Origin of the sequence: Lentzea atacamensis (assembly GCF_003269295.1) — a bacterium.
In the GTDB taxonomy this organism is placed as follows: domain Bacteria; phylum Actinomycetota; class Actinomycetes; order Mycobacteriales; family Pseudonocardiaceae; genus Lentzea; species Lentzea atacamensis.
Map to the genome: position 1 here is coordinate 1,725,138 of NZ_QLTT01000001.1, position 16,626 is coordinate 1,741,763.

The window sequence follows — 16,626 nt, forward strand, 5'->3', positions numbered from 1 at the left end:
GAGTCAGCCCTCCCGCCGGGTGCGCGGGTCGAGCAGCAGGTAGCCGACGTCCGCGAGCAGGTTCGCCACCAGCACCGCCAGTGTGATCACCAGGAACACCCCCTGCATCAGCGGGTAGTCCTTCGCGCCGATGCCCTGGAAGAGCACGTAACCCAGGCCCGGGTACGAGAACACCATCTCCACCAGCAGCGCGCCACCGACGATGAAGCCCAGCGACAACGCGAAACCCGAGATCGAGGGCAGCACGGCGTTGCGCGCGGCGTAGGCGAACATGATCCGCCGCTGCGACAGGCCCTTGGCCCGCGCGACCAGCACGTAGTCCTCCGCCGTGACGGTCACCATCATGTTGCGCATGCCCAGGATCCAGCCGGCCACCGAGCTCACGACGATCGTGATGCCCGGCAGCACGGCGTGTTCCAGGACGCTGCCCGCGAACTCCCAGGAGAACTCCGGCACCAGCCCCGCCGCGTACCCGCCGGACGCAGGGAACAGCGGGAACGTCACGGAGAACACCGAGATCGCGATCAGCCCGAGCCAGAAGTACGGGATCGACGACAGGAACGTCGTCACCGGGATCAGCGTGTCCATCCACGAACCGCGCTTCCACCCCGCGTAGACACCCATGAGCGTGCCCAGCAGGAACGCGATGACGGTCGTGACGCCGACCAGGCCGAGCGTCCACGGCAGCGACTGCGACAGCACGTCGGCGACCGGCGTGGGGAAGAACGTGAACGACAACCCGAGGTCACCGCGCAGCAGCGTGCCCCAGTAGTCGACGTACTGCTCCCACAACGACTTCTTCTCGTCCAGCCCGAACAGGATGTAGAGCGACGCCATCGCGTCGCTGTTCAGCCGCCCGCCGAGCTTGGTGATCATCGCCTGCACCGGGTCACCCGGCAGCAGGCGCGGCAGCAGGAAGTTCGCCGTGATCGCCGCCCACAGCGTGATCAGGTAGAACAACCCGCGGCGCAACAGAAAGGTCATGCCGCTGCCCCCGCTGTCTCCACGTAGAGCCAGCACGCCGCCCAGTGGCCGGCCCCGACGTCCGAGCGCGGTGGCGCGTCGATCCAGCACCGCGCCTGGACCTTCGGGCAGCGTGCCGCGAACTGACAGCCCGCCGACACCGCGGCGGCCTCCTCGGCGGGTGCGTCCAGCGCGACCACCGACCGTTCCGGATCAGGTGCGGACTCGATCAGCAGCTGCGTGTACGGGTGCGCGGGCTGCTGCGTCACGGACTCGCTGTCGCCGCCCTCGACGATCTGGCCGCCGTACATCACGAACGTCTCGTCGGCGAAGTACCGCGCCGACGCGATGTCGTGCGTGATGTAGAGAACCGCGAGCTTGAGGCGTTCCTTCAAGTCCAGCAACAGGTTGAGCACGCCGAGCCGGATCGAGACGTCCAGCATGGACACCGGCTCGTCGGCGAGCAGCACCTCGGGGTGGGCCGCAAGCGCTCGCGCGATGGCGACGCGCTGCCGTTGGCCACCGGAGAGCTCGTGCGGGTAACGCGAGAGGAAGTCGGCGGGCAGCTGCACCCGCTCCATGAGCTCCTCCGGCGTCTCCTGCCGCTTGTGGATCTTCAGCGGCCGGGTCAGGTGGTAGCGGATCGTGTGGATCGGGTTGAGCGATGCGAACGGGTCCTGGAACACCATCTGGACCTTGCGCCGGTACTCCCGGACCCGTCGCACCTTCCTGCCGTCCAGCAGGATCTCCCCCTCGGTGGGCTCCACCAGTCGCGCCAGCAGCTTCGCCACCGTCGACTTGCCCGATCCCGACTCGCCGACGAGGGCGGTCACGCGCCCGCGGCGCAGGACGAGGGAGACGTCCTGCACCGCGCGCACGCGCTTGTAGGTCTTGACCAGACCCTCAGCTTCCAGCACGACTTCGTTCATCAGGCGGCCGGCTTCAGCTTCATGACGATCTGCAGGGCGTTCGGCAAGGTGGCCTGCGGCGGACCGTACGGGTCCTCCTCGGAAGGCCAGCCGACCCAGCTCTTCGTGCTGTACTCGGCACCGATCGGACCCGCGGAGGTCGGGATCATCGGCACCTGTTCCACCATGATCTTCTGCAGCACGGCGAGGCTCTTGGCCCGCGTCGCGTCGTCGGCGGCGTTCGCGTACTCCGCGAGCGCGGCCGTGGCCTCCGGGTTGTTGTAACGCCCGAAGTTCACCGCGGCGGTCTGCCCGATCGGCTTGATCTCCGCGCCGTCCATGATGTTCTGGTACATCTCGTACGGCGTGGCACCGGTGTTGGTCCAGCGCAGCGAGCCCTGGAAGGCGCCGTTCGCGAAGTCGGTCGTCCACGCGTCCGCGGTCTGCGTGCGCACGGTCGCCTCGATGCCGATCTTCTTCAGGTCACCCTTGATGATGTCCAGCACCGTCAGGTAGTCCGACCAGCCGGACGGGTTGGTCAGCTCGATCGTCACCGGCTTGCCACCGGGTGCCCTGAGCACGCCACCGTCCAAAGTGAACCCGGCGGCGGTCAGCTTCTGCTTCGCCTTGTCGACGTTGACCTCGAACCGCGCGGACTTGTACTCCGGCGCGAGGAACGACTCACCGGCGGGCAACGGCATTCCGGTGGGCGACTCGAGCTTCGGGAAAAGGCGCGCCTCACCGCGGACGAAGATCGCCTCGCGATCGATCACGTCGCTCATCGCCGAGCGCAGCGCGGCGTTGTCGAACGGCGCGACCGTGGTGTTCAGCCACAGGCCGTGGATGCCGAGCCCCGCGGGGAACCACAGCTTGTGGTTCTTCGGGTCCTTGTCGACGTAGAGCTTCTGGTAGTCGGGGATGAAGACGTACGACCACTGGCTCGCGCCCGACGCCAGCGCGGTGGTCTGCGCGGTGTTGTCGTTGTACGAGGTGTACTGGATCTCCGGCACCTTGGGCAGTTCCTGCCAGTACTCGGCGCGCCTGGTGACCGTCACGGTCTGCGAGGTGAACGACTTCACCTGGTACGGGCCGGTGCCGACCGGGTTCGGGTTCGTGTAGGTCGTCGGGTCGGCGACGGTGCTCCAGACGTGCTGGGGCACGATCATCGCGCTGATGACCTTGTTGCGGTTCACGAACTGCGGCGAGGCGAACGTGACCTCGACCTTGCCGTCCGGCGTCGCCGCCGCGGTCTCGACCTTGAGCGAGTCGCGGTTGTTGAGCGCCGGCCACTTCTTCAGGATCTCGTACGAGAAGGCGACGTCAGCGGCGGTGAGCGGCTTGCCGTCGGACCACTTCACGTTCTCCCGGATCGTGAAGGTGACCTTCCTGTAGTTGTCCGCCCAGTCCCACTTGGTCGCGAGCCACGGCACGGGATCCTGGGCCGGCCGCGTGTTGTTCACGAACGCGAGCGGCTCGTAGATCACGTACCGGTAGCCGAGCGAACCCGCTGCCGACGTGGGCAGGAACGGGTTGTGGTTCTCGGTCAGCGGCCCGTTGGGCATGCCCACGGTCAGCACGCCGGAGGCCTTGGTGGCGCCACCGGAGGAGCAACCTGTCGCCGCGAGCGCCAGTGCCAACGCGGCGATGATTGTTCTGCGCATGGGGGAGTCTCCCGACACGACGGCGCATGAGAGCGCTCTCTCATGCGTACGGCGAACTCGCCAGACGGCGTGCGGCCGTCTGGCGCGGTTCGTTCAGTTGTGGTGGGTCAGGGCGCGGATTCGCGCACGATCAACGAGGTGGGCAGCACCAGCGGGTGGTCGGGCATCGGCTGTCCCTCGAGCGTGGAGAGCAGCATCCGCGCGGCGGCGGCGCCCATCTCCTGCAGCGGCTGGCGGATCGTCGTCAGCCGGGGTTCGGTGTGTCCCGCGACCGGGACGTCGTCGAAGCCGACCACGGACACGTCACCGGGAACGGTCCTGCCTGCTTCCCGCAGCGCCCGCAGCACCCCGACCGCAGAGAGGTCGTTGTGCGCGAACACCGCGTCGAACGGGATGCCGCTCGCGATGAGCTTGTCGACGGCGAGCTCACCACCTTCCGTGGTGAAGTCGCCGTCGACCACGAGGTCCGGGTGCAGCGTCAGGCCCGCTTCCGCCAAAGCGAGCCGGAACCCGTCCAGCCTCGCCTGCGTGCACCCGAAGTGCGGTGGCCCGGTGACGACGGCGAACCTGCGGCGACCGGCCGCGACGAGATGCCGTGCGACATCAGCGCCTCCCTGCCGGTTCGTCGTCGTCACCGAAGGGAACTCCGGGTGCGAGCCGCGATCGTCGATCATGACGACGGGCAGGCCGGCCCGGTAGAGCGTGGAGATGTAGTGCAGGGCGTCCGGCGGCTCGACGACCAGCAGCCCGTCGAAGGCGTTGGCGGACACGTGGTTCGCGAACTGGTTCAGCGACTCCGGCCCGCGGTTCAGCGTGTAGAGCAGCAGCCCGTACCCGTCGGCCTCGAGGGTGTCGACGATGCCCTGCATGACCTCACCCATCCAGGGCCAGGTGAGCGACGGCGCGAGCATGCCGACCGTGCGGGTGCGCCCCCGCGCCAGGCCGACCGCACGTGCGCTGGGCACGTACCCGATCTCGTCGATGACCTTGCGGACGCGCTGCGCGGTCGTCGCGTCCACGTCCGGCTTACCGTTCAGCACACGTGACACGGTCGCTTTGGACACCTGGGCGCGTTGGGCGACCTCTGCGATCGTGACACGCATGCCGAACTTCCTTTCCGCCGCCTCTGGAACCGGTTCCGTAACCGGTTCCGACGAGGTGTGACGGAGTCAACAGCCTGACGTGAGGATTAGTCAAGACTCTTACCCGGACTTCGTGGGAGCGTTTCCACGGCGGCGCACATCTCCGCAGCTCAGGCCCGATCGAGTGAACCGAATTGAGACGACTTGATCGAATCCGCGTTCCCGGTACCGCTCGGCCGAACGGCGCAGTCCCTGCCGCAAAAGGATCAGCCGGAAACGAGCTGATGATCGTGCAGAATCTCGGTCATGGGGGTTGTCACGGCAGTGAGCCGCAGCGAGGGGTACACGTTCACCAAGCCCGTCCGTTCGAGCATCACGCTGCTCGAGGGCCTCGGCGTCGAGGGTGACGTGCACCAGGGCGTCACGGTGAAGCACCGGTCGCGGGTCAGGCAGGACCCGACGCAGCCGAACCTGCGCCAGGTCCACCTGATGCACGCCGAGCTGTTCGACGAACTGCGGGACAAGGGTTTCGCCGTCGAGCCGGGCGAGATCGGCGAGAACGTCACGACGCGCGGCATCGACCTGCTCGGCCTGCCCACCGGCACGCGGCTCCACCTCGGCGCGGAGGCGGTCGTCGAGGTGACCGGGCTGCGCAACCCGTGTGTCCAGATCGAGAACTTCTCGGCCGGGCTGCTCAAGGAGGTCGTGAGCAAGGGTCCCGACGGCGAGCTGATCCGGCGCGCGGGAATCATGTCGGTCGTGCTCGTGGGTGGCGTGGTGCGCCCCGGCGACGAGATCCGGGTGGAGCTGCCGCCGGAGCCGCACCGGCCGTTGGAGAAGGTTTAGGGCCTGTATCGAAGTCCCGTTCGATGAGAGTCGCGCCTGAGGTGGCCCCTGGCGTGCCCCCGGAGCCACCTCAGGCCCGGCTATCGCGAACATGGACTTCGATACAGGCTCTAGTACCGCAGGCGGTGGTGCAGCGCCCATGCGCCGGCCCCGACGACCAGAGCGACCAGTGCCAGGAACAGGCCGGCCTCGATCGCCTGGAACGACCAGAACCGGTCGTCCGGCTGGAACCCGACGCGGCGCACGACTCCCTGCGCGCGCATGCATTCAGGAATGTTCGTGGTGGTGCAGGCGGCGGGCGAGAACGCGACGGGGTTGCCCGCAGCGTCCACATAGGACGAGCTGACCACCCAGGCACCGGCGGGCGTCTGGCCGTCCGTCGACGTGACCGGCGTCGCGTAGGCAGGGCGCAGCGCGTTGCCCACCAGCACGAGCAGCGGAACGTACGACATCACGGTGATGACCATGGCGGCCAGCGTGTTGCGCACCATCAGGCCGACGGTCGCGCTGAGAGCGAAGGCCAGCGCCGTGTAGGCCCCGAGGGTGAGGCCCTCGATCTCGAACGTCGGCGTCACCAACCGGCCACCGAACATCACGGCCCGCAACGGCGCGGACGCCCACGAGTTGAGCAGTCCGAGCAGGGTCATGCCGGCGATGACCGGCAACCCCGCCACCACGATCTTGCTGGCCCACCACCGGGTCCGGCCGATCGACTGGGTCAGGCTGAACACGTGCGTCCCGTGTTCGATCTCGCGGCCGAAGAGCGGCCCGCCGATGACCGCGCCGAGCAGCACCGGCAGCGCGAGCAGCACGAGACGCAGGTAGTTGACGTACATGCCGTACCGGTCGTCGACGAGCTGATCATCGGTGATCGACTGCGCGTCGAACCGCACGAACGTCATCACCGCGGCCAGTGCGGCGATGATGCCGAGGCTCAGCAGGATCTGCAGCCGTTGCTGCCGCCACGCCACCCAGATCATGCCGCCACCTTCTTCGCGGAACGCAGGTAGGCCAGAGCCAGTTCTTCGAGCGACGGCTCGTTGTTGTCCCAGCCGGGGACGTCGGGGGTGCGGGCGAGCACGGTCGCCTGACGCCCGGTCGTGCGCGCCTCCACGACGCCGTCCGGCAGCACGAGCTCCCGTGAGCCGACCAGAACCCGGTGCTGCGTCAGCAGATCCTCGACGTCTCCCTGCAACCGGACCTGTCCGTCGGCGAGCAGCAGCAGGTGGTCGCACACCCCGTCGAGGTCGGCGATCACGTGCGAGGACAGCAGCACCGTCATGCCCGTCTCGGCGACTTCGGCCAGCACGGTGTGCATGACCTCCTGCCGTGCGATGGGATCGAGGTCGGCCAGCGGTTCGTCGAGCATCACCAGCTCGGGGCGCCTGCCCATCGCGATGGCGAGCGCGACCCGCGTGCGCTGCCCGCCGGACAACGTGCCGACCTTGGCGCCGAACGGCACGTCCGCCTCACGCACGAGACGCCGGGCGTACTGGTCGTCCCAGCCGGGGTTCAGCTTCGCTCCCGCCCTCAGCATCTCGTCGACGGTGAACCCCTTGTACAGCGGCTTGTCCTGTCCCAGGAAGGCGAGGTGCCGGTTCGCGCCGTGCTTGCCGGGCGCCTGCCCCAGCACGTGGATCTCCCCGCTCGTCTGGCGCTGCAGGCCGGTGGCGATGCGCATGAGCGTGCTCTTGCCCGCCCCGTTGGGGCCGATCAGGGCCGCGATCCGGCCGGCGGGCAGCTGGAACGTGCAGTCGCGCAGCCCCCAGCCGCGCCGGTAGCGCATGGTGAGCGCCATCGCGTCGAGCGCGATCGTGGTCAACGTCCTTCTCCTTCGTAGTGGAGATCAAGCTCTGCTTTGACGAGTGCCTCGACGTACTCGCGGTCGAGTCCGTCCGCCAGCGCCCGCTTCATCCACCCGGCCAGTTCCGCACGCAACCCGTCCGCGTCCGGCTGCACCGGCGCGGCGGACACGAACGTCCCCACTCCGCGCCGCCCCTCGGCGAGCCCCTCGTGTTCCAGCTCCCGATACGCCTTCAGCACGGTGTTCGGGTTGATCGAGGTCGTGGCCACGACCTCCTTCACCGTGGGCAGCTGGTCTCCCGGCAGCAACAACCCGAGTCGCAGCGCGTGTCTCGTCTGGTTGACCAGCTGCTGGTAAGCGGGCACGCCGGAGCGGCGGTCGATCCGGAACTCGATCACCCTTGCCTCTTTATCTAGTTAACTAGTTAAACCACTATCTACTGCGCAGCGGTGTGCCGTCAAGATGTCGCGGAAGGACTCAGTCGACGCCGAAGTGTCCGTCGAGGATCACCGAGATCGTTCGCGGCTTCTCGACCACGGCCAGGTGCGCCGCGTCCCCGACGATGTAGAGGTCGGAGTCCGGCAGCTCGTCCGCGATGTGCCGCGCGCACTCCGGCGGCGTCGCGTGGTCCTGCGCCGCGGCGATCACCACGGTCGGCACGTCGATCTTCACGAGGTCCGGCCGCAGGTCCATGTCCCGGACCGCTTCGGCACAGGCGATGTAGGACGGCACGTCCACTTTCAGCAGTTCCGCGCGGAAGTGGGCGACGACCGCCGGCGAGAACGCGGGGGTGAACCAGCGCGAGACGATCGTGTCCGCGACGGGCTCCATCCCGAAGTCGCGCAGGATGCCGATCCGTTCGTCCCAGCCGGACTTGTCCGGGTGCCAGGCCGTCGTGCACACGAGCGCGAGCCGCGAGATCCGGTCGGTGTGCGCCGCGAGCCACATCCCGACCATCCCGCCCAGTGACACGCCGCAGTAGTACACCTGGCGCAGTTCCAAGTGGTCCAACAGGTCCACGACGTCCGCCGCGAGAGTTTCGATCGTGCAGGGGCCGGACACCGGCGCGCTCGAACCGTGACCGCGGTGGTCGAAGCGCAGCAGCCGGAACGGGAGCGAGAACTCGCGCCACAGCTCGGTGGTGGTGCCGAGTGCGTTGCCCAGCACCAGCACCGGTGCGTCGTCCGGGCCGGTCAGCGTGTGATGCGGGATCACCGGGGGTCACCTCCTCACTCAACGGTGCGAGTCTGCAGGGTGTTTTCCCAGGCCGCACCCCGAATCCACCTCGATCAGCGCTGACGGGCTCGGCCGTAAGCGTGACGGGGCCCCGGGAAACGGCGAATGGACGGGAACCGCTTCGCGTCCCACCACAAACCACCGGCCTGGCCCCCAGCCGTAACACTGTTACGGGGAGCAGAATGAGGGCTTGTCTGCGCCACCGAGCCCACCGGGAAGCCGATGAACTCCGTTGCTCCGTTCGCACACGAAGCCCTGTTCTACCGGGGCGAGGACGAGTTCCTCGCCGGTACGGCCAGATTCGTCGCGGACGGCGTGAGCAGAGGCGAACCCGTGCTGGTCGCGGTACCGGAGGCGAGGATCGTCCTGTTGCGCGAGCGCCTGGGCGACCAGGCCGACCAGGTGCACTTCATCGACATGACCGAGGCGGGCCGCAATCCCGGCCGGATCATCCCCGGCGTGCTGATGGCCTTCAGCGCGAGCGCCCCGCAGAGCCGGGTCCGCATGGTGGGGGAACCGGTGTGGCCGGGCCGCAGCGAGCTCGAGTATCCGGCGTGCGTGCAGCACGAGGCGTTGATCAACACGGCGTTCGAAGGGCGCAGGGGCACGCTGCTGTGCACGTACGACGCGGCGTCCCTGCCCGATCACGTGCTGGAGGACGCCATGCGCACGCACCCGGTGATCATCGACGGCTCCAAACGGTTCGCGAGCGAGTGGTACACCGACCCGGCCCGCCTGGCCGACATCTACAACGTCCCGTTACCGCCGCCGCCCAGTTCCGCGGAGCAGCACAACTTCTCCGTCGGCACGCTCGCACACATGCGCAAGGTCGTGACGGCGTACGCGAACTGGTTGCGCCGCGAACAAGTCGACGATCTGGTGCTCGCCGTGAACGAGCTCGCGACGAACAGCATCCTGCACGCGTCCGGGCGCGGGGTGCTGCGGATGTGGCGGGAGGGCGACACCGCTGTGTGTGAGGTGAGCGACTCGGGCAAGGGACTCCCACCCTCGTTCACCGGTCTGTCGGGCTTCGGGATCGTGATGGTGAACCTGTTGTGTGACCTGGTTCGCACCCACACGAGTCACAGCGGCACCACCGTTCGGGTGTACTTGGGGCCGTAGACAGTCGCCGCCATCTCATAGAAATGCGCCTGACACGCGAACCTGGTTGCCTGGCACATCTATGACGGACCACCTTTCCCCCCTCGACATCGCTTTCCTCGCCATGGAGGGCAACAGCAACCCGTTGCACCTCGGCGCGGTGGCGACCTTCGCGCCCGCCACGCCGGTGCATCCGGCTCGCATCGCCGCCGTGTTGTGCGAACGCGCGCTGGAGATCCCGCGCCTGCGCCAACGCGCCCGCACCTCGTTGCTGGGCGGCGCGCGCTGGGTGGAAGATCCCGGCTTCGCAGCAGAGGATCACGTCTTCACGCACCACGTGCGCGGCCGGGAACGCTTCGCCACCTTGGTCTCCCACCTCATGGCGCAGCCGCTGGACCTCGCGCGCCCGCCGTGGGAGCTGCACGTCGTCACCGGTCTGGCCGGTGGGCGGTTCGCGGTCGTGGCCAAGCTGCACCACGCGTTGTGCGACGGCATGAAAGCCGTTGGCCTGGGCCTGCAGCTGTTCGACGCGTCACGGCTGTCCATTCCGGACGCTCCGGCGCCGCCCGCGAGGTCGATCATCCCGTCGCTGCGCGGGATCAAGGACACGCTCGACATCGCCTCGTCGGTGCTGATGAACACCCGCCCGCCGACGTTGAACTCGCCGGTCCTCACGTCGTCGACCCGTCCGCGCCGCGTGGTGATGTCACGCCTGGATCTCGCGGACGTGCACCGAATTCGCCGGGCACACGGCGGCACGGTGAACGACGTGTTGCTGGCGCTGGTCACCGGTGTGTTGCGGCACTGGCTGTCCGCGCACGGCAGCGCCACTCCGTCGTCCGTGGTTCGCGCGTTGATTCCGGTTAACCAGCGCTCACGCTCCGGCGACGCCGCCGCCGGCAACCAGATCTCCGGCTTCCTGGTGTCGCTGCCGGTCGGCGAGCCGGACCCGGTCGAGCGCCTGCGCTGCGTCCGGGAACAGATGGAGTCGGCCAAGGCCGCCGGACCCGATCGCGGCGCGGGCGCGTTGCCGCTGCTCGCCGACAAGGTGCCACCGCTGGTGCACCGCCTGGCCGCGCCCGTCGCCGCCCGGTGCGCACCGCTGCTGTTCGACACGCTGGTGACGTCGGTGCCGCTGCCGTCCGTGCCGCTGTCCCTGGACGGCGCCGCGTTGTGCGAGCTGTACCCGGTGGCGCCAGTGGCTCCAGGACACGCGGTGGGCGTCGCGCTGTCCGTGTACCGGTCCTCTGTGCACGTCTGCCTGCACACCAACCAGTCGTGGATGTCCGACGCGCAGTGGCTCGACGGTGTGCTGCGCCGCGAGCTGGCGTCCCTTCAGGACGCGCGCGAGCTTGTGGGTTTGCCGAGGTAGAACGACGGGCAAACCTGGCGCATGGGCAACACCGTGGTCCTCGACGTGGACGGAACCCTGGTCGACACCAACTACCACCACACGGTGGCGTGGCTGCGAGCCTTCCGCAGCGTCGACGTCACCGTGCCCGCGTGGAAGGTGCACCGCTCCATCGGCATGGGCGGCGACCGCCTGGTGGCCGCCGTGGCGGGCGACCAGGTGGAGCGGTACCACGGCGACGCGGTGCGCGACGCGTGGGAACGGTGCTTCGACGAGATGATCGACGAGGTCCAGCCCCTCGAAGGCGCGCACCGGCTGGTCCGCGCCGCCACCGACCTGGGCCTGGCCGTCGTCCTCGCGAGCTCGGGCAAGCGCAAGCACGTCGAGCACTACCTGAAGCTGATCGACCCCGGCGACGTGGCGTGGACGTCAGCCGACGACGTGGAGGACTCGAAGCCGGCGCCAGACCTGATCGAGGTGGCGCTGCGCGAGGTGAAGGGCTCCCGCGCGGTCGTCATCGGCGACTCGGTGTGGGACTGCGAGGCCGCCGGGAGGGCAGGGTTGCCGTCGATCGGGCTGCTGACCGGCGGGTTCGGGGAGGACGAGCTGGTCGACCGCGGGGCTTCTGCGGTGTACGCGGACCTGGACACGTTGCGGGCGGAGCTGACGGACCTGCCTTCGCCGAGTTCGAGGAGCCGAGCGCCTGAAGGCTCAGGGCCGGGGCGTGTCCGACTTCTTGGGCGGCTTGTTGCCAGGCTTGCTCGGCCGAGCCGGATCCTCACTCGGCTTCTCCGTCGGCACCACGCTCGACACCGGTGAACCCTCCCCAGCGGCGGAAGTCGTCGGCACCCCGCTGGGCGCCGTGCTCCCCGCACTGGAACTCCCGTGCTGCGGCGGCGCCCCTGGCGCGGCAGGCGTCTGCACCACCGTCACCGTGGAAGGCCCCACCGTGACCACCTGCGTCGACGAGCCCGGCGTTGGCCGCTCATCCGCCGCAGGAGCCTCTCCAACGCCCCCTAGGTTCGCCATGGCGACAGCCACCGCGGCCACAGCCGCCGCCGCTGCCCCGGAGATCGCCAAACGCTTGCCCCGGCGCTGCCGCGGCACCACCGAGGGTGGATCGGACACCGCGGCGTCCGGCAACAACGCCGGCAGCCCAGCGCTGGCCTCGTAGGCCGCCAGCAACGACCGCGAGCACTGCGCGGCGGTCGGCCGGCGCGCAGGCTCCATGTCCGTCATCGCGGAGAGCAACGACACCCAGGCCAGCGGCAGATCGATCGGAATCCGCGGCGGCCTGGCCAGCCGGGCCAGTGCGGCCTCCGCGTCCCCGCCGGGGTACTCGGACCGCCCGGTCAGGCACTCCAGCAGCACCAGGCCGAGCGAGTAGACGTCGGCCTCGGGCCCGACGTCCGCCCCGCGCACCTGCTCCGGCGCCAGGTAGCCCGCGGTCCCGACCAGCACGCCGGTCGTGGTCACCCGCGTGACCTCCGGCGCCAGCGCCAGCCCGAAGTCCGCCAGGTAGGCCTGCTTCTCCTCGTCGTCGATCAGGATGTTGGACGGCTTGATGTCGCGGTGCACCACGCCCAGGCCGTGCACGTGGTCCAGCACCGCGGCGACCTGTCCGCCGACCCGCGCCACGAACCGGGGCGGCAGCGGTTCGCGCATGCGCTGGCGCAGCGTGCCGCCGGTGATCTCGCGCATCACGAAGTACGGGCGGCGCGACACCGTTCCCGACGCGTACACGGGGATGATGCCAGGGCATTCCAGCGACGACAGCATCGTGGCCTCGCGCTGCATGCGCAGTTCGTCGTCGGGCAGGCCGGGGCCGGTGAAGACCTTGATGGCGACGGAGGACGTGGTCGTGCGGTCGTACGCGCGGTAGACCTCGGCCATGCCGCCGGAACCGAGCAACGAGCCGACGACGAAGCGGTTGTCGATCACCGCGCCCGTCAGGTCGCCGTCCCAGGGTTCGCTCATCAGCCTCCGCTCGTCGCGCAGCAACCTAACCGGTCGCGTGGAATTCCGGCTACCCGGCCAACCTGAAGATCAAACTACAATCAGTCCCGCCTCGATTTCTCGCACGAGAGCCTCGTCGCGTTTCAGCTGCGCGAGATCGGTCGTGGCCAGAACCACGTAACCGAGCGAAGTCCACAGGTCCTCGGTGCGCGGCACGGTCGAGCCCTCGCCGTACGGCAGCACGGATCGCTCGAAGCTCGGCAGCAACGACGGAAGCGACTCCAGGCGCACGGCATTGCCCAGCTCACCGGCCGCGGGCGAGGACAGGTACACCGACTTCACGTGCTGGTGCTGCGTGTACCGGCCGACCGACGTGTCGTCATCCACTCGGTGGCGGACCATTCGGGTGATCTGGCTTTCCCGGACGCCGAGGAACGTCAGCTCCTGCTGTTCCGCGCCGGCCAGCCGCGCGCCGATCTCGATCAGCCGCGGGCCGCCCGGTGTGATCATCACCTCCACGTGCGCGGGACCGTTGCGCACGCCGGTCGCGTCCAGCACCTGGCAGACGTACTCGAACAACTCGTCCACCACCGGTTCGTCGGCCGGAACGAGAGTGTTGGACAGGTAGATGCCGAGCCGGTCGCCCCGGCACTCCTTCGCATAGCGCCAGACGGCGGCGAGGCCGTGCCGTCCGTCGATGGAGTAGGTGTCGACCTCGTACTCGGTGCCGAGCGCGAGCTCCTGCACGAGCACGCGGTCGTTGCGGAGGTTCAGCTTGTTGACGGTGCCCAGGATGCGGTTGAACTTGGCCCGCCAGTCGTCACCCGGCCGCGCCACGAACACGTCGTCGGTGCCGCCACTCTCCTGCGGCTTCAGCACGAACTCCGAAAGGCCCTCGCGCCGCAGCCATCCGGCCACCTCGTCGGCGTTGTCGGAGCTGATCTGCCGCAGGTGCGGCACGCCGGCGGTCCGCAACGCCACGGCCATCTGCCACTTGTCCCGCCGTGCGGACGAGAGCGTCAGCACGTTCGAGCGGCCCGGCACGATCAGCTCGGACAGCGTCTCGGCTGTCTCGACACCGGTCTCGGTGCCCGGAACGACTGCCAGCGGCTCGTGGTGTGCGAGTTTCGCGGCCAGCTCGTCCAAGTCATCCAGGACGTGCACCTCGCGGTGGTTCTCCGGGATCCACGTCCTGGCGAGCCCGGCGGGTGGCTCCGGGGTGGTCAGCACCGCGATCGCCTCGACGCCACGCTCGGCGAACGCGGGCGCGATGCCCCTGCCGGCCGAGTACGGATCCACCACGACGATGCTCGCCACCGCTGCTCCTCCAAGATCGTAAAGATGTCTTCCGAACGAGGAGCACAACGGAAGGAGCGTGACCAGGCATTCCTGTCTCGATTGGGTCGAGACGACCGTCACTCGAAACGCAACGTCTCGTAGACAGGAGCTGTCACCAGACAGCGAGCGGACGCCCGCCACACACGGACGAGCCGGGCGCGCAGGTCGGTGCCGCCGCTCAACGCCTGCGCCACGAGCTGCAACCCGAGCAGCTCGGCGACGATCTGCTCGGCCGTGTGCCGCACGTTCACCTCCGGCTGCAGCTCGCCGTGGTCCCGCGCCTTCGACAGCAGGTCCCGCACGACGGCGATCCAGCCGACGACCTGCGCCGCAGCCGCGACGTCGAAGAACACCGCCTCCCGCAACAGCTTCGCGCTCACCCGCACGGTGAGGTCGGACTCCAGCCTGCGGGCGAACTCGAACGACATCGCGATCAGCGCCTGCATCGGCGGCTTCCCGGCCGCGAGCTCTTCGTCGCGCAGCCGGTGCCACAGCAGCGACTGCTCCTCGATGATCGCGACGCCGAGTGCCTCCTTCGAACGGAAATGGCAATAAAGCGCGCCTTTCGACACGTCGGCCCGCCCACACACGGCGGTGAGGCTGGACCCCGTGAACCCTTCGCGGTCGAACACCTCGGCGGCCGCACGCAGGAGCTTCGCCCGCGTGCGTGTCGACTTCTCACGTTTGACGCTCATACCTCGGTCCGCGCGGCGCCGGTCGCGACGGCGACGGCGAGCGTGTCCGGCATCTGCCAGTACTGCTCGATCTCGCCCAGATGCACCGAGAGCACCGCTGCGAACTGCAGGTTCGCCCGCTCACCGGTGGCGAGGACCCGCCAGCGCGTCCAGCCGACCACAGCCGCGTCTCCTCCGTCGACGATCACCTGGCGCACCGACAGCTGCTCCAGGCCGAACGTGGCGAACAAGGTCAGGAACTGGGACTCCACCTCCCGCCGGGTACGCGGGCCGTGTGCCCATCGGGCGCCGCTCGGGTCGGGCGCCTCCCATTCCACGGTCGGCGCGCACAGCCGCGCTATACCGGGTGCGTCCTGTGCCGCTAGTCGCGCTAGGAACACCTGCACCACTTCGACCGTCGAGAGCATTTCCTCCACCTTCTCATCCCGGTCATTGCTGCGGCAACGATCCCGGTGCCGCTCAGACTAGCCCGCGGCACAAAATGTGAGTGTGCACACCCCATTGGCCCATCTACGTTTACCCCAAACATCCGATCGTGTGATTCCAGTGGTACGCGAACTTTCAACGACCGCCGGTATCACCGCAATGCACGGCACGAACTTCGAGCTTCTGCGGCAGGGTGGATGATGCACCCGCCATCACACCGAAACGGAGCAGAACCGTGCTCAAGGCAGTCCGTCAAGCCCACGAGCACCTGGACACCCCGCCGATTACCGCCTTGATTCCACAGGCGCGGCGAGAGCAGGGCCTCACCCAGCGCGAACTCGCGGACCTGTTGTGTGAGATCTCACAAAACGACAGCGTCACCCGTGAAGAAGTGTCGAGATGGGAACGCGGTAAACGCATTCCCGGCCCCTACTGGCGTGCCTGGATCAGCGCGGCGCTCGATGTGCCGCACGCCGAGGTAGACCGTGCCGCGGTGGTCGAACGGGAATCCCGCAGGACACGCAACGAGGACCACTCCCACTAGCGGAGCGCGGGCAGACGGCAGGGGTCTGCCCGCCCGCCGGAGGGCGGCGTCAGCGCGGCCGCCGTGACGCCGCCCTCCCCACAAGTCCCAGGTGGTAAGGACCTTTGGCCCCCTGTGCGCCCGCGCACAGGGGGCCAAACTGCGTAATGTGGCCCCCTACGTGAACACAGTTGGAACGTTGTTGTTACTCGCCGGTAGCTCGTTCGGCAGCACACCAGGGGTTTCCCCTGTGAAAGTGAACGAGATCGCACTCGGCTCCAGCGGATTCGTCGAACTGCGCAACACCGGCTCGACCGCCACAGACGTCGGAGGATGGACGCTGCAGGCGTGCGCGGGACGCACCTCGCGAATCCTCGCCACCATCCCACCCAACAGCGTCCTGCCTCCGGGTGAATACTTCGTGATAGTCGGCAGCGCGTTCAGCGGAACGATGCCGAACGGTCTCGTCGTGAACACCGTGGACGGCACGGGCGTAATCGCCCGAAACCGGTACGGCGCGCACGCGGACAGCATCGGACTGAGCTCCTCCTCCCCGTGCAGCGAAGACGGCGCCGCGCGCCCGTGTGCGGATTCCGCGCTGGGCCGCGACGGCGACTCCCGCGACACGGATCACAACTCGATCGACTTCACCTGCCAAATTCCTTCTCCTGGCGAAAATAATTCGCAACCTATCTGAAATGGCCCCTTTCGAGCCCGAACGAATGAGAGCAAAGTC

18 protein-coding genes are annotated in these 16,626 nt (G+C 68.5%); 6 read left to right on the plus strand and 12 right to left on the minus strand.

Going from position 1 to position 16,626, the window contains the following annotated elements:
• Positions 1 to 3: 3 nt before the first annotated feature.
• The 4 genes from C8D87_RS08195 to C8D87_RS08210 form a co-directional block, all read right to left on the minus strand.
• Entirely contained in the window at positions 4 to 984 is a 981-nt protein-coding gene (locus tag C8D87_RS08195; protein ID WP_109635549.1) for an ABC transporter permease, read from the minus strand.
• Entirely contained in the window at positions 981 to 1,892 is a 912-nt protein-coding gene (locus tag C8D87_RS08200) for an ABC transporter ATP-binding protein (RefSeq protein WP_112226108.1), read from the minus strand. Before C8D87_RS08200 ends, C8D87_RS08195 begins: the two co-directional genes overlap by 4 nt.
• The gene (locus tag C8D87_RS08205; RefSeq protein ID WP_112226109.1) at positions 1,892 to 3,532 is read right to left on the minus strand and encodes an ABC transporter substrate-binding protein; all 1,641 of its coding nucleotides are present in this window, start codon (positions 3,530 to 3,532) and stop codon (positions 1,892 to 1,894) included. Before C8D87_RS08205 ends, C8D87_RS08200 begins: the two co-directional genes overlap by 1 nt.
• 107 nt (positions 3,533 to 3,639) lie before the next feature.
• A complete protein-coding gene (locus C8D87_RS08210; RefSeq protein ID WP_109635540.1) occupies positions 3,640 to 4,635 on the minus strand; it encodes a LacI family DNA-binding transcriptional regulator in 996 nt (331 codons plus the stop codon).
• A 285-nt stretch (positions 4,636 to 4,920) separates the two neighbouring features.
• On the opposite strand from C8D87_RS08210, the gene C8D87_RS08215 reads away from it, so the two are divergent.
• Complete coding sequence (locus C8D87_RS08215) at positions 4,921 to 5,460, plus strand: MOSC domain-containing protein (RefSeq protein ID WP_112226110.1); 540 nt, start codon at positions 4,921 to 4,923, stop codon at positions 5,458 to 5,460.
• 110 nt (positions 5,461 to 5,570) lie between these two features.
• On the opposite strand, the gene C8D87_RS08220 is transcribed toward C8D87_RS08215, so the two are convergent.
• The 4 genes from C8D87_RS08220 to C8D87_RS08235 all read right to left on the minus strand — a co-directional run bounded on the left by C8D87_RS08220 (position 5,571) and on the right by C8D87_RS08235 (position 8,479).
• Positions 5,571 to 6,440, minus strand: coding sequence for an ABC transporter permease (locus C8D87_RS08220; RefSeq protein WP_112226111.1), 870 nt, complete (start codon positions 6,438 to 6,440; stop codon positions 5,571 to 5,573).
• Complete coding sequence (locus tag C8D87_RS08225) at positions 6,437 to 7,282, minus strand: ABC transporter ATP-binding protein (protein WP_233441974.1); 846 nt, start codon at positions 7,280 to 7,282, stop codon at positions 6,437 to 6,439. The genes C8D87_RS08220 and C8D87_RS08225 overlap by 4 nt, the downstream gene beginning before the upstream one ends.
• Positions 7,279 to 7,662: a GntR family transcriptional regulator gene (locus tag C8D87_RS08230; protein WP_112226112.1), complete on the minus strand. Its 384-nt coding sequence runs from the start codon at positions 7,660 to 7,662 to the stop codon at positions 7,279 to 7,281. Before C8D87_RS08230 ends, C8D87_RS08225 begins: the two co-directional genes overlap by 4 nt.
• Before the next feature lie 79 nt (positions 7,663 to 7,741).
• The gene (locus tag C8D87_RS08235) at positions 7,742 to 8,479 is read right to left on the minus strand and encodes an alpha/beta fold hydrolase (RefSeq protein WP_112226113.1); all 738 of its coding nucleotides are present in this window, start codon (positions 8,477 to 8,479) and stop codon (positions 7,742 to 7,744) included.
• 243 nt (positions 8,480 to 8,722) lie between these two features.
• Here C8D87_RS08235 and C8D87_RS08240 point away from each other — a divergent pair, with 243 nt between their 5' ends.
• The 3 genes from C8D87_RS08240 to C8D87_RS08250 all read left to right on the plus strand — a co-directional run bounded on the left by C8D87_RS08240 (position 8,723) and on the right by C8D87_RS08250 (position 11,771).
• Positions 8,723 to 9,622, plus strand: coding sequence for an anti-sigma factor RsbA family regulatory protein (locus tag C8D87_RS08240; protein ID WP_109635527.1), 900 nt, complete (start codon positions 8,723 to 8,725; stop codon positions 9,620 to 9,622).
• Between the two features lie 61 nt (positions 9,623 to 9,683).
• On the plus strand, positions 9,684 to 10,973 hold the full coding sequence (locus C8D87_RS08245; protein WP_112226114.1) for a wax ester/triacylglycerol synthase domain-containing protein: 1,290 nt from the start codon (positions 9,684 to 9,686) through the stop codon (positions 10,971 to 10,973).
• A gap of 21 nt (positions 10,974 to 10,994) precedes the next feature.
• A complete protein-coding gene (locus C8D87_RS08250; protein ID WP_112226115.1) occupies positions 10,995 to 11,771 on the plus strand; it encodes an HAD family hydrolase in 777 nt (258 codons plus the stop codon).
• On the opposite strand, the gene C8D87_RS08255 is transcribed toward C8D87_RS08250, so the two are convergent.
• The 4 genes from C8D87_RS08255 to C8D87_RS08275 form a co-directional block, all read right to left on the minus strand.
• Positions 11,664 to 12,929 carry a serine/threonine-protein kinase gene (locus C8D87_RS08255; RefSeq protein ID WP_112226116.1) on the minus strand — a complete coding sequence of 422 codons (1,266 nt, stop codon included), beginning with the start codon at positions 12,927 to 12,929 and terminating at the stop codon, positions 11,664 to 11,666. The two genes, C8D87_RS08250 and C8D87_RS08255, sit on opposite strands and share 108 nt — an antisense overlap.
• A 69-nt stretch (positions 12,930 to 12,998) precedes the next feature.
• On the minus strand, positions 12,999 to 14,225 hold the full coding sequence (locus C8D87_RS45760; RefSeq protein WP_170166351.1) for an ATP-grasp domain-containing protein: 1,227 nt from the start codon (positions 14,223 to 14,225) through the stop codon (positions 12,999 to 13,001).
• A gap of 98 nt (positions 14,226 to 14,323) precedes the next feature.
• Positions 14,324 to 14,941 (minus strand): ScbR family autoregulator-binding transcription factor, encoded by a 618-nt coding sequence (locus C8D87_RS08270; RefSeq protein WP_112226119.1) that lies wholly within the window; start codon positions 14,939 to 14,941, stop codon positions 14,324 to 14,326.
• Positions 14,938 to 15,348 carry a nuclear transport factor 2 family protein gene (locus C8D87_RS08275; RefSeq protein ID WP_109635508.1) on the minus strand — a complete coding sequence of 137 codons (411 nt, stop codon included), beginning with the start codon at positions 15,346 to 15,348 and terminating at the stop codon, positions 14,938 to 14,940. The genes C8D87_RS08270 and C8D87_RS08275 overlap by 4 nt, the downstream gene beginning before the upstream one ends.
• Before the next feature lie 254 nt (positions 15,349 to 15,602).
• On the opposite strand from C8D87_RS08275, the gene C8D87_RS08280 reads away from it, so the two are divergent.
• Both C8D87_RS08280 and C8D87_RS08285 read left to right on the plus strand, forming a co-directional pair.
• Positions 15,603 to 15,911, plus strand: a complete 309-nt coding sequence (locus C8D87_RS08280) for a helix-turn-helix transcriptional regulator (protein WP_233441975.1) — start codon at positions 15,603 to 15,605, stop codon at positions 15,909 to 15,911.
• A 229-nt stretch (positions 15,912 to 16,140) separates the two neighbouring features.
• The gene (locus C8D87_RS08285; protein WP_267899838.1) at positions 16,141 to 16,587 is read left to right on the plus strand and encodes a lamin tail domain-containing protein; all 447 of its coding nucleotides are present in this window, start codon (positions 16,141 to 16,143) and stop codon (positions 16,585 to 16,587) included.
• Positions 16,588 to 16,626: the final 39 nt, after the last annotated feature.

What these genes read in the sequence shown, in the direction of transcription:
- C8D87_RS08270 (WP_112226119.1), bottom strand. Translation starts at nt 14,941, where the DNA reads ATGAGCGTCAAACGTGAGAAGTCGACACGCACGCGGGCGAAGCTCCTG.
- C8D87_RS08275 (WP_109635508.1), bottom strand. Translation starts at nt 15,348, where the DNA reads ATGCTCTCGACGGTCGAAGTGGTGCAGGTGTTCCTAGCGCGACTAGCG.
- C8D87_RS08215 (WP_112226110.1), top strand. Translation starts at nt 4,921, where the DNA reads ATGGGGGTTGTCACGGCAGTGAGCCGCAGCGAGGGGTACACGTTCACC.
- C8D87_RS08240 (WP_109635527.1), top strand. Translation starts at nt 8,723, where the DNA reads ATGAACTCCGTTGCTCCGTTCGCACACGAAGCCCTGTTCTACCGGGGC.
- C8D87_RS08220 (WP_112226111.1), bottom strand. Translation starts at nt 6,440, where the DNA reads ATGATCTGGGTGGCGTGGCGGCAGCAACGGCTGCAGATCCTGCTGAGC.
- C8D87_RS08245 (WP_112226114.1), top strand. Translation starts at nt 9,684, where the DNA reads ATGACGGACCACCTTTCCCCCCTCGACATCGCTTTCCTCGCCATGGAG.
- C8D87_RS08210 (WP_109635540.1), bottom strand. Translation starts at nt 4,635, where the DNA reads ATGCGTGTCACGATCGCAGAGGTCGCCCAACGCGCCCAGGTGTCCAAA.
- C8D87_RS08200 (WP_112226108.1), bottom strand. Translation starts at nt 1,892, where the DNA reads ATGAACGAAGTCGTGCTGGAAGCTGAGGGTCTGGTCAAGACCTACAAG.
- C8D87_RS08250 (WP_112226115.1), top strand. Translation starts at nt 10,995, where the DNA reads ATGGGCAACACCGTGGTCCTCGACGTGGACGGAACCCTGGTCGACACC.
- C8D87_RS08195 (WP_109635549.1), bottom strand. Translation starts at nt 984, where the DNA reads ATGACCTTTCTGTTGCGCCGCGGGTTGTTCTACCTGATCACGCTGTGG.
- C8D87_RS08255 (WP_112226116.1), bottom strand. Translation starts at nt 12,929, where the DNA reads ATGAGCGAACCCTGGGACGGCGACCTGACGGGCGCGGTGATCGACAAC.
- C8D87_RS08205 (WP_112226109.1), bottom strand. Translation starts at nt 3,532, where the DNA reads ATGCGCAGAACAATCATCGCCGCGTTGGCACTGGCGCTCGCGGCGACA.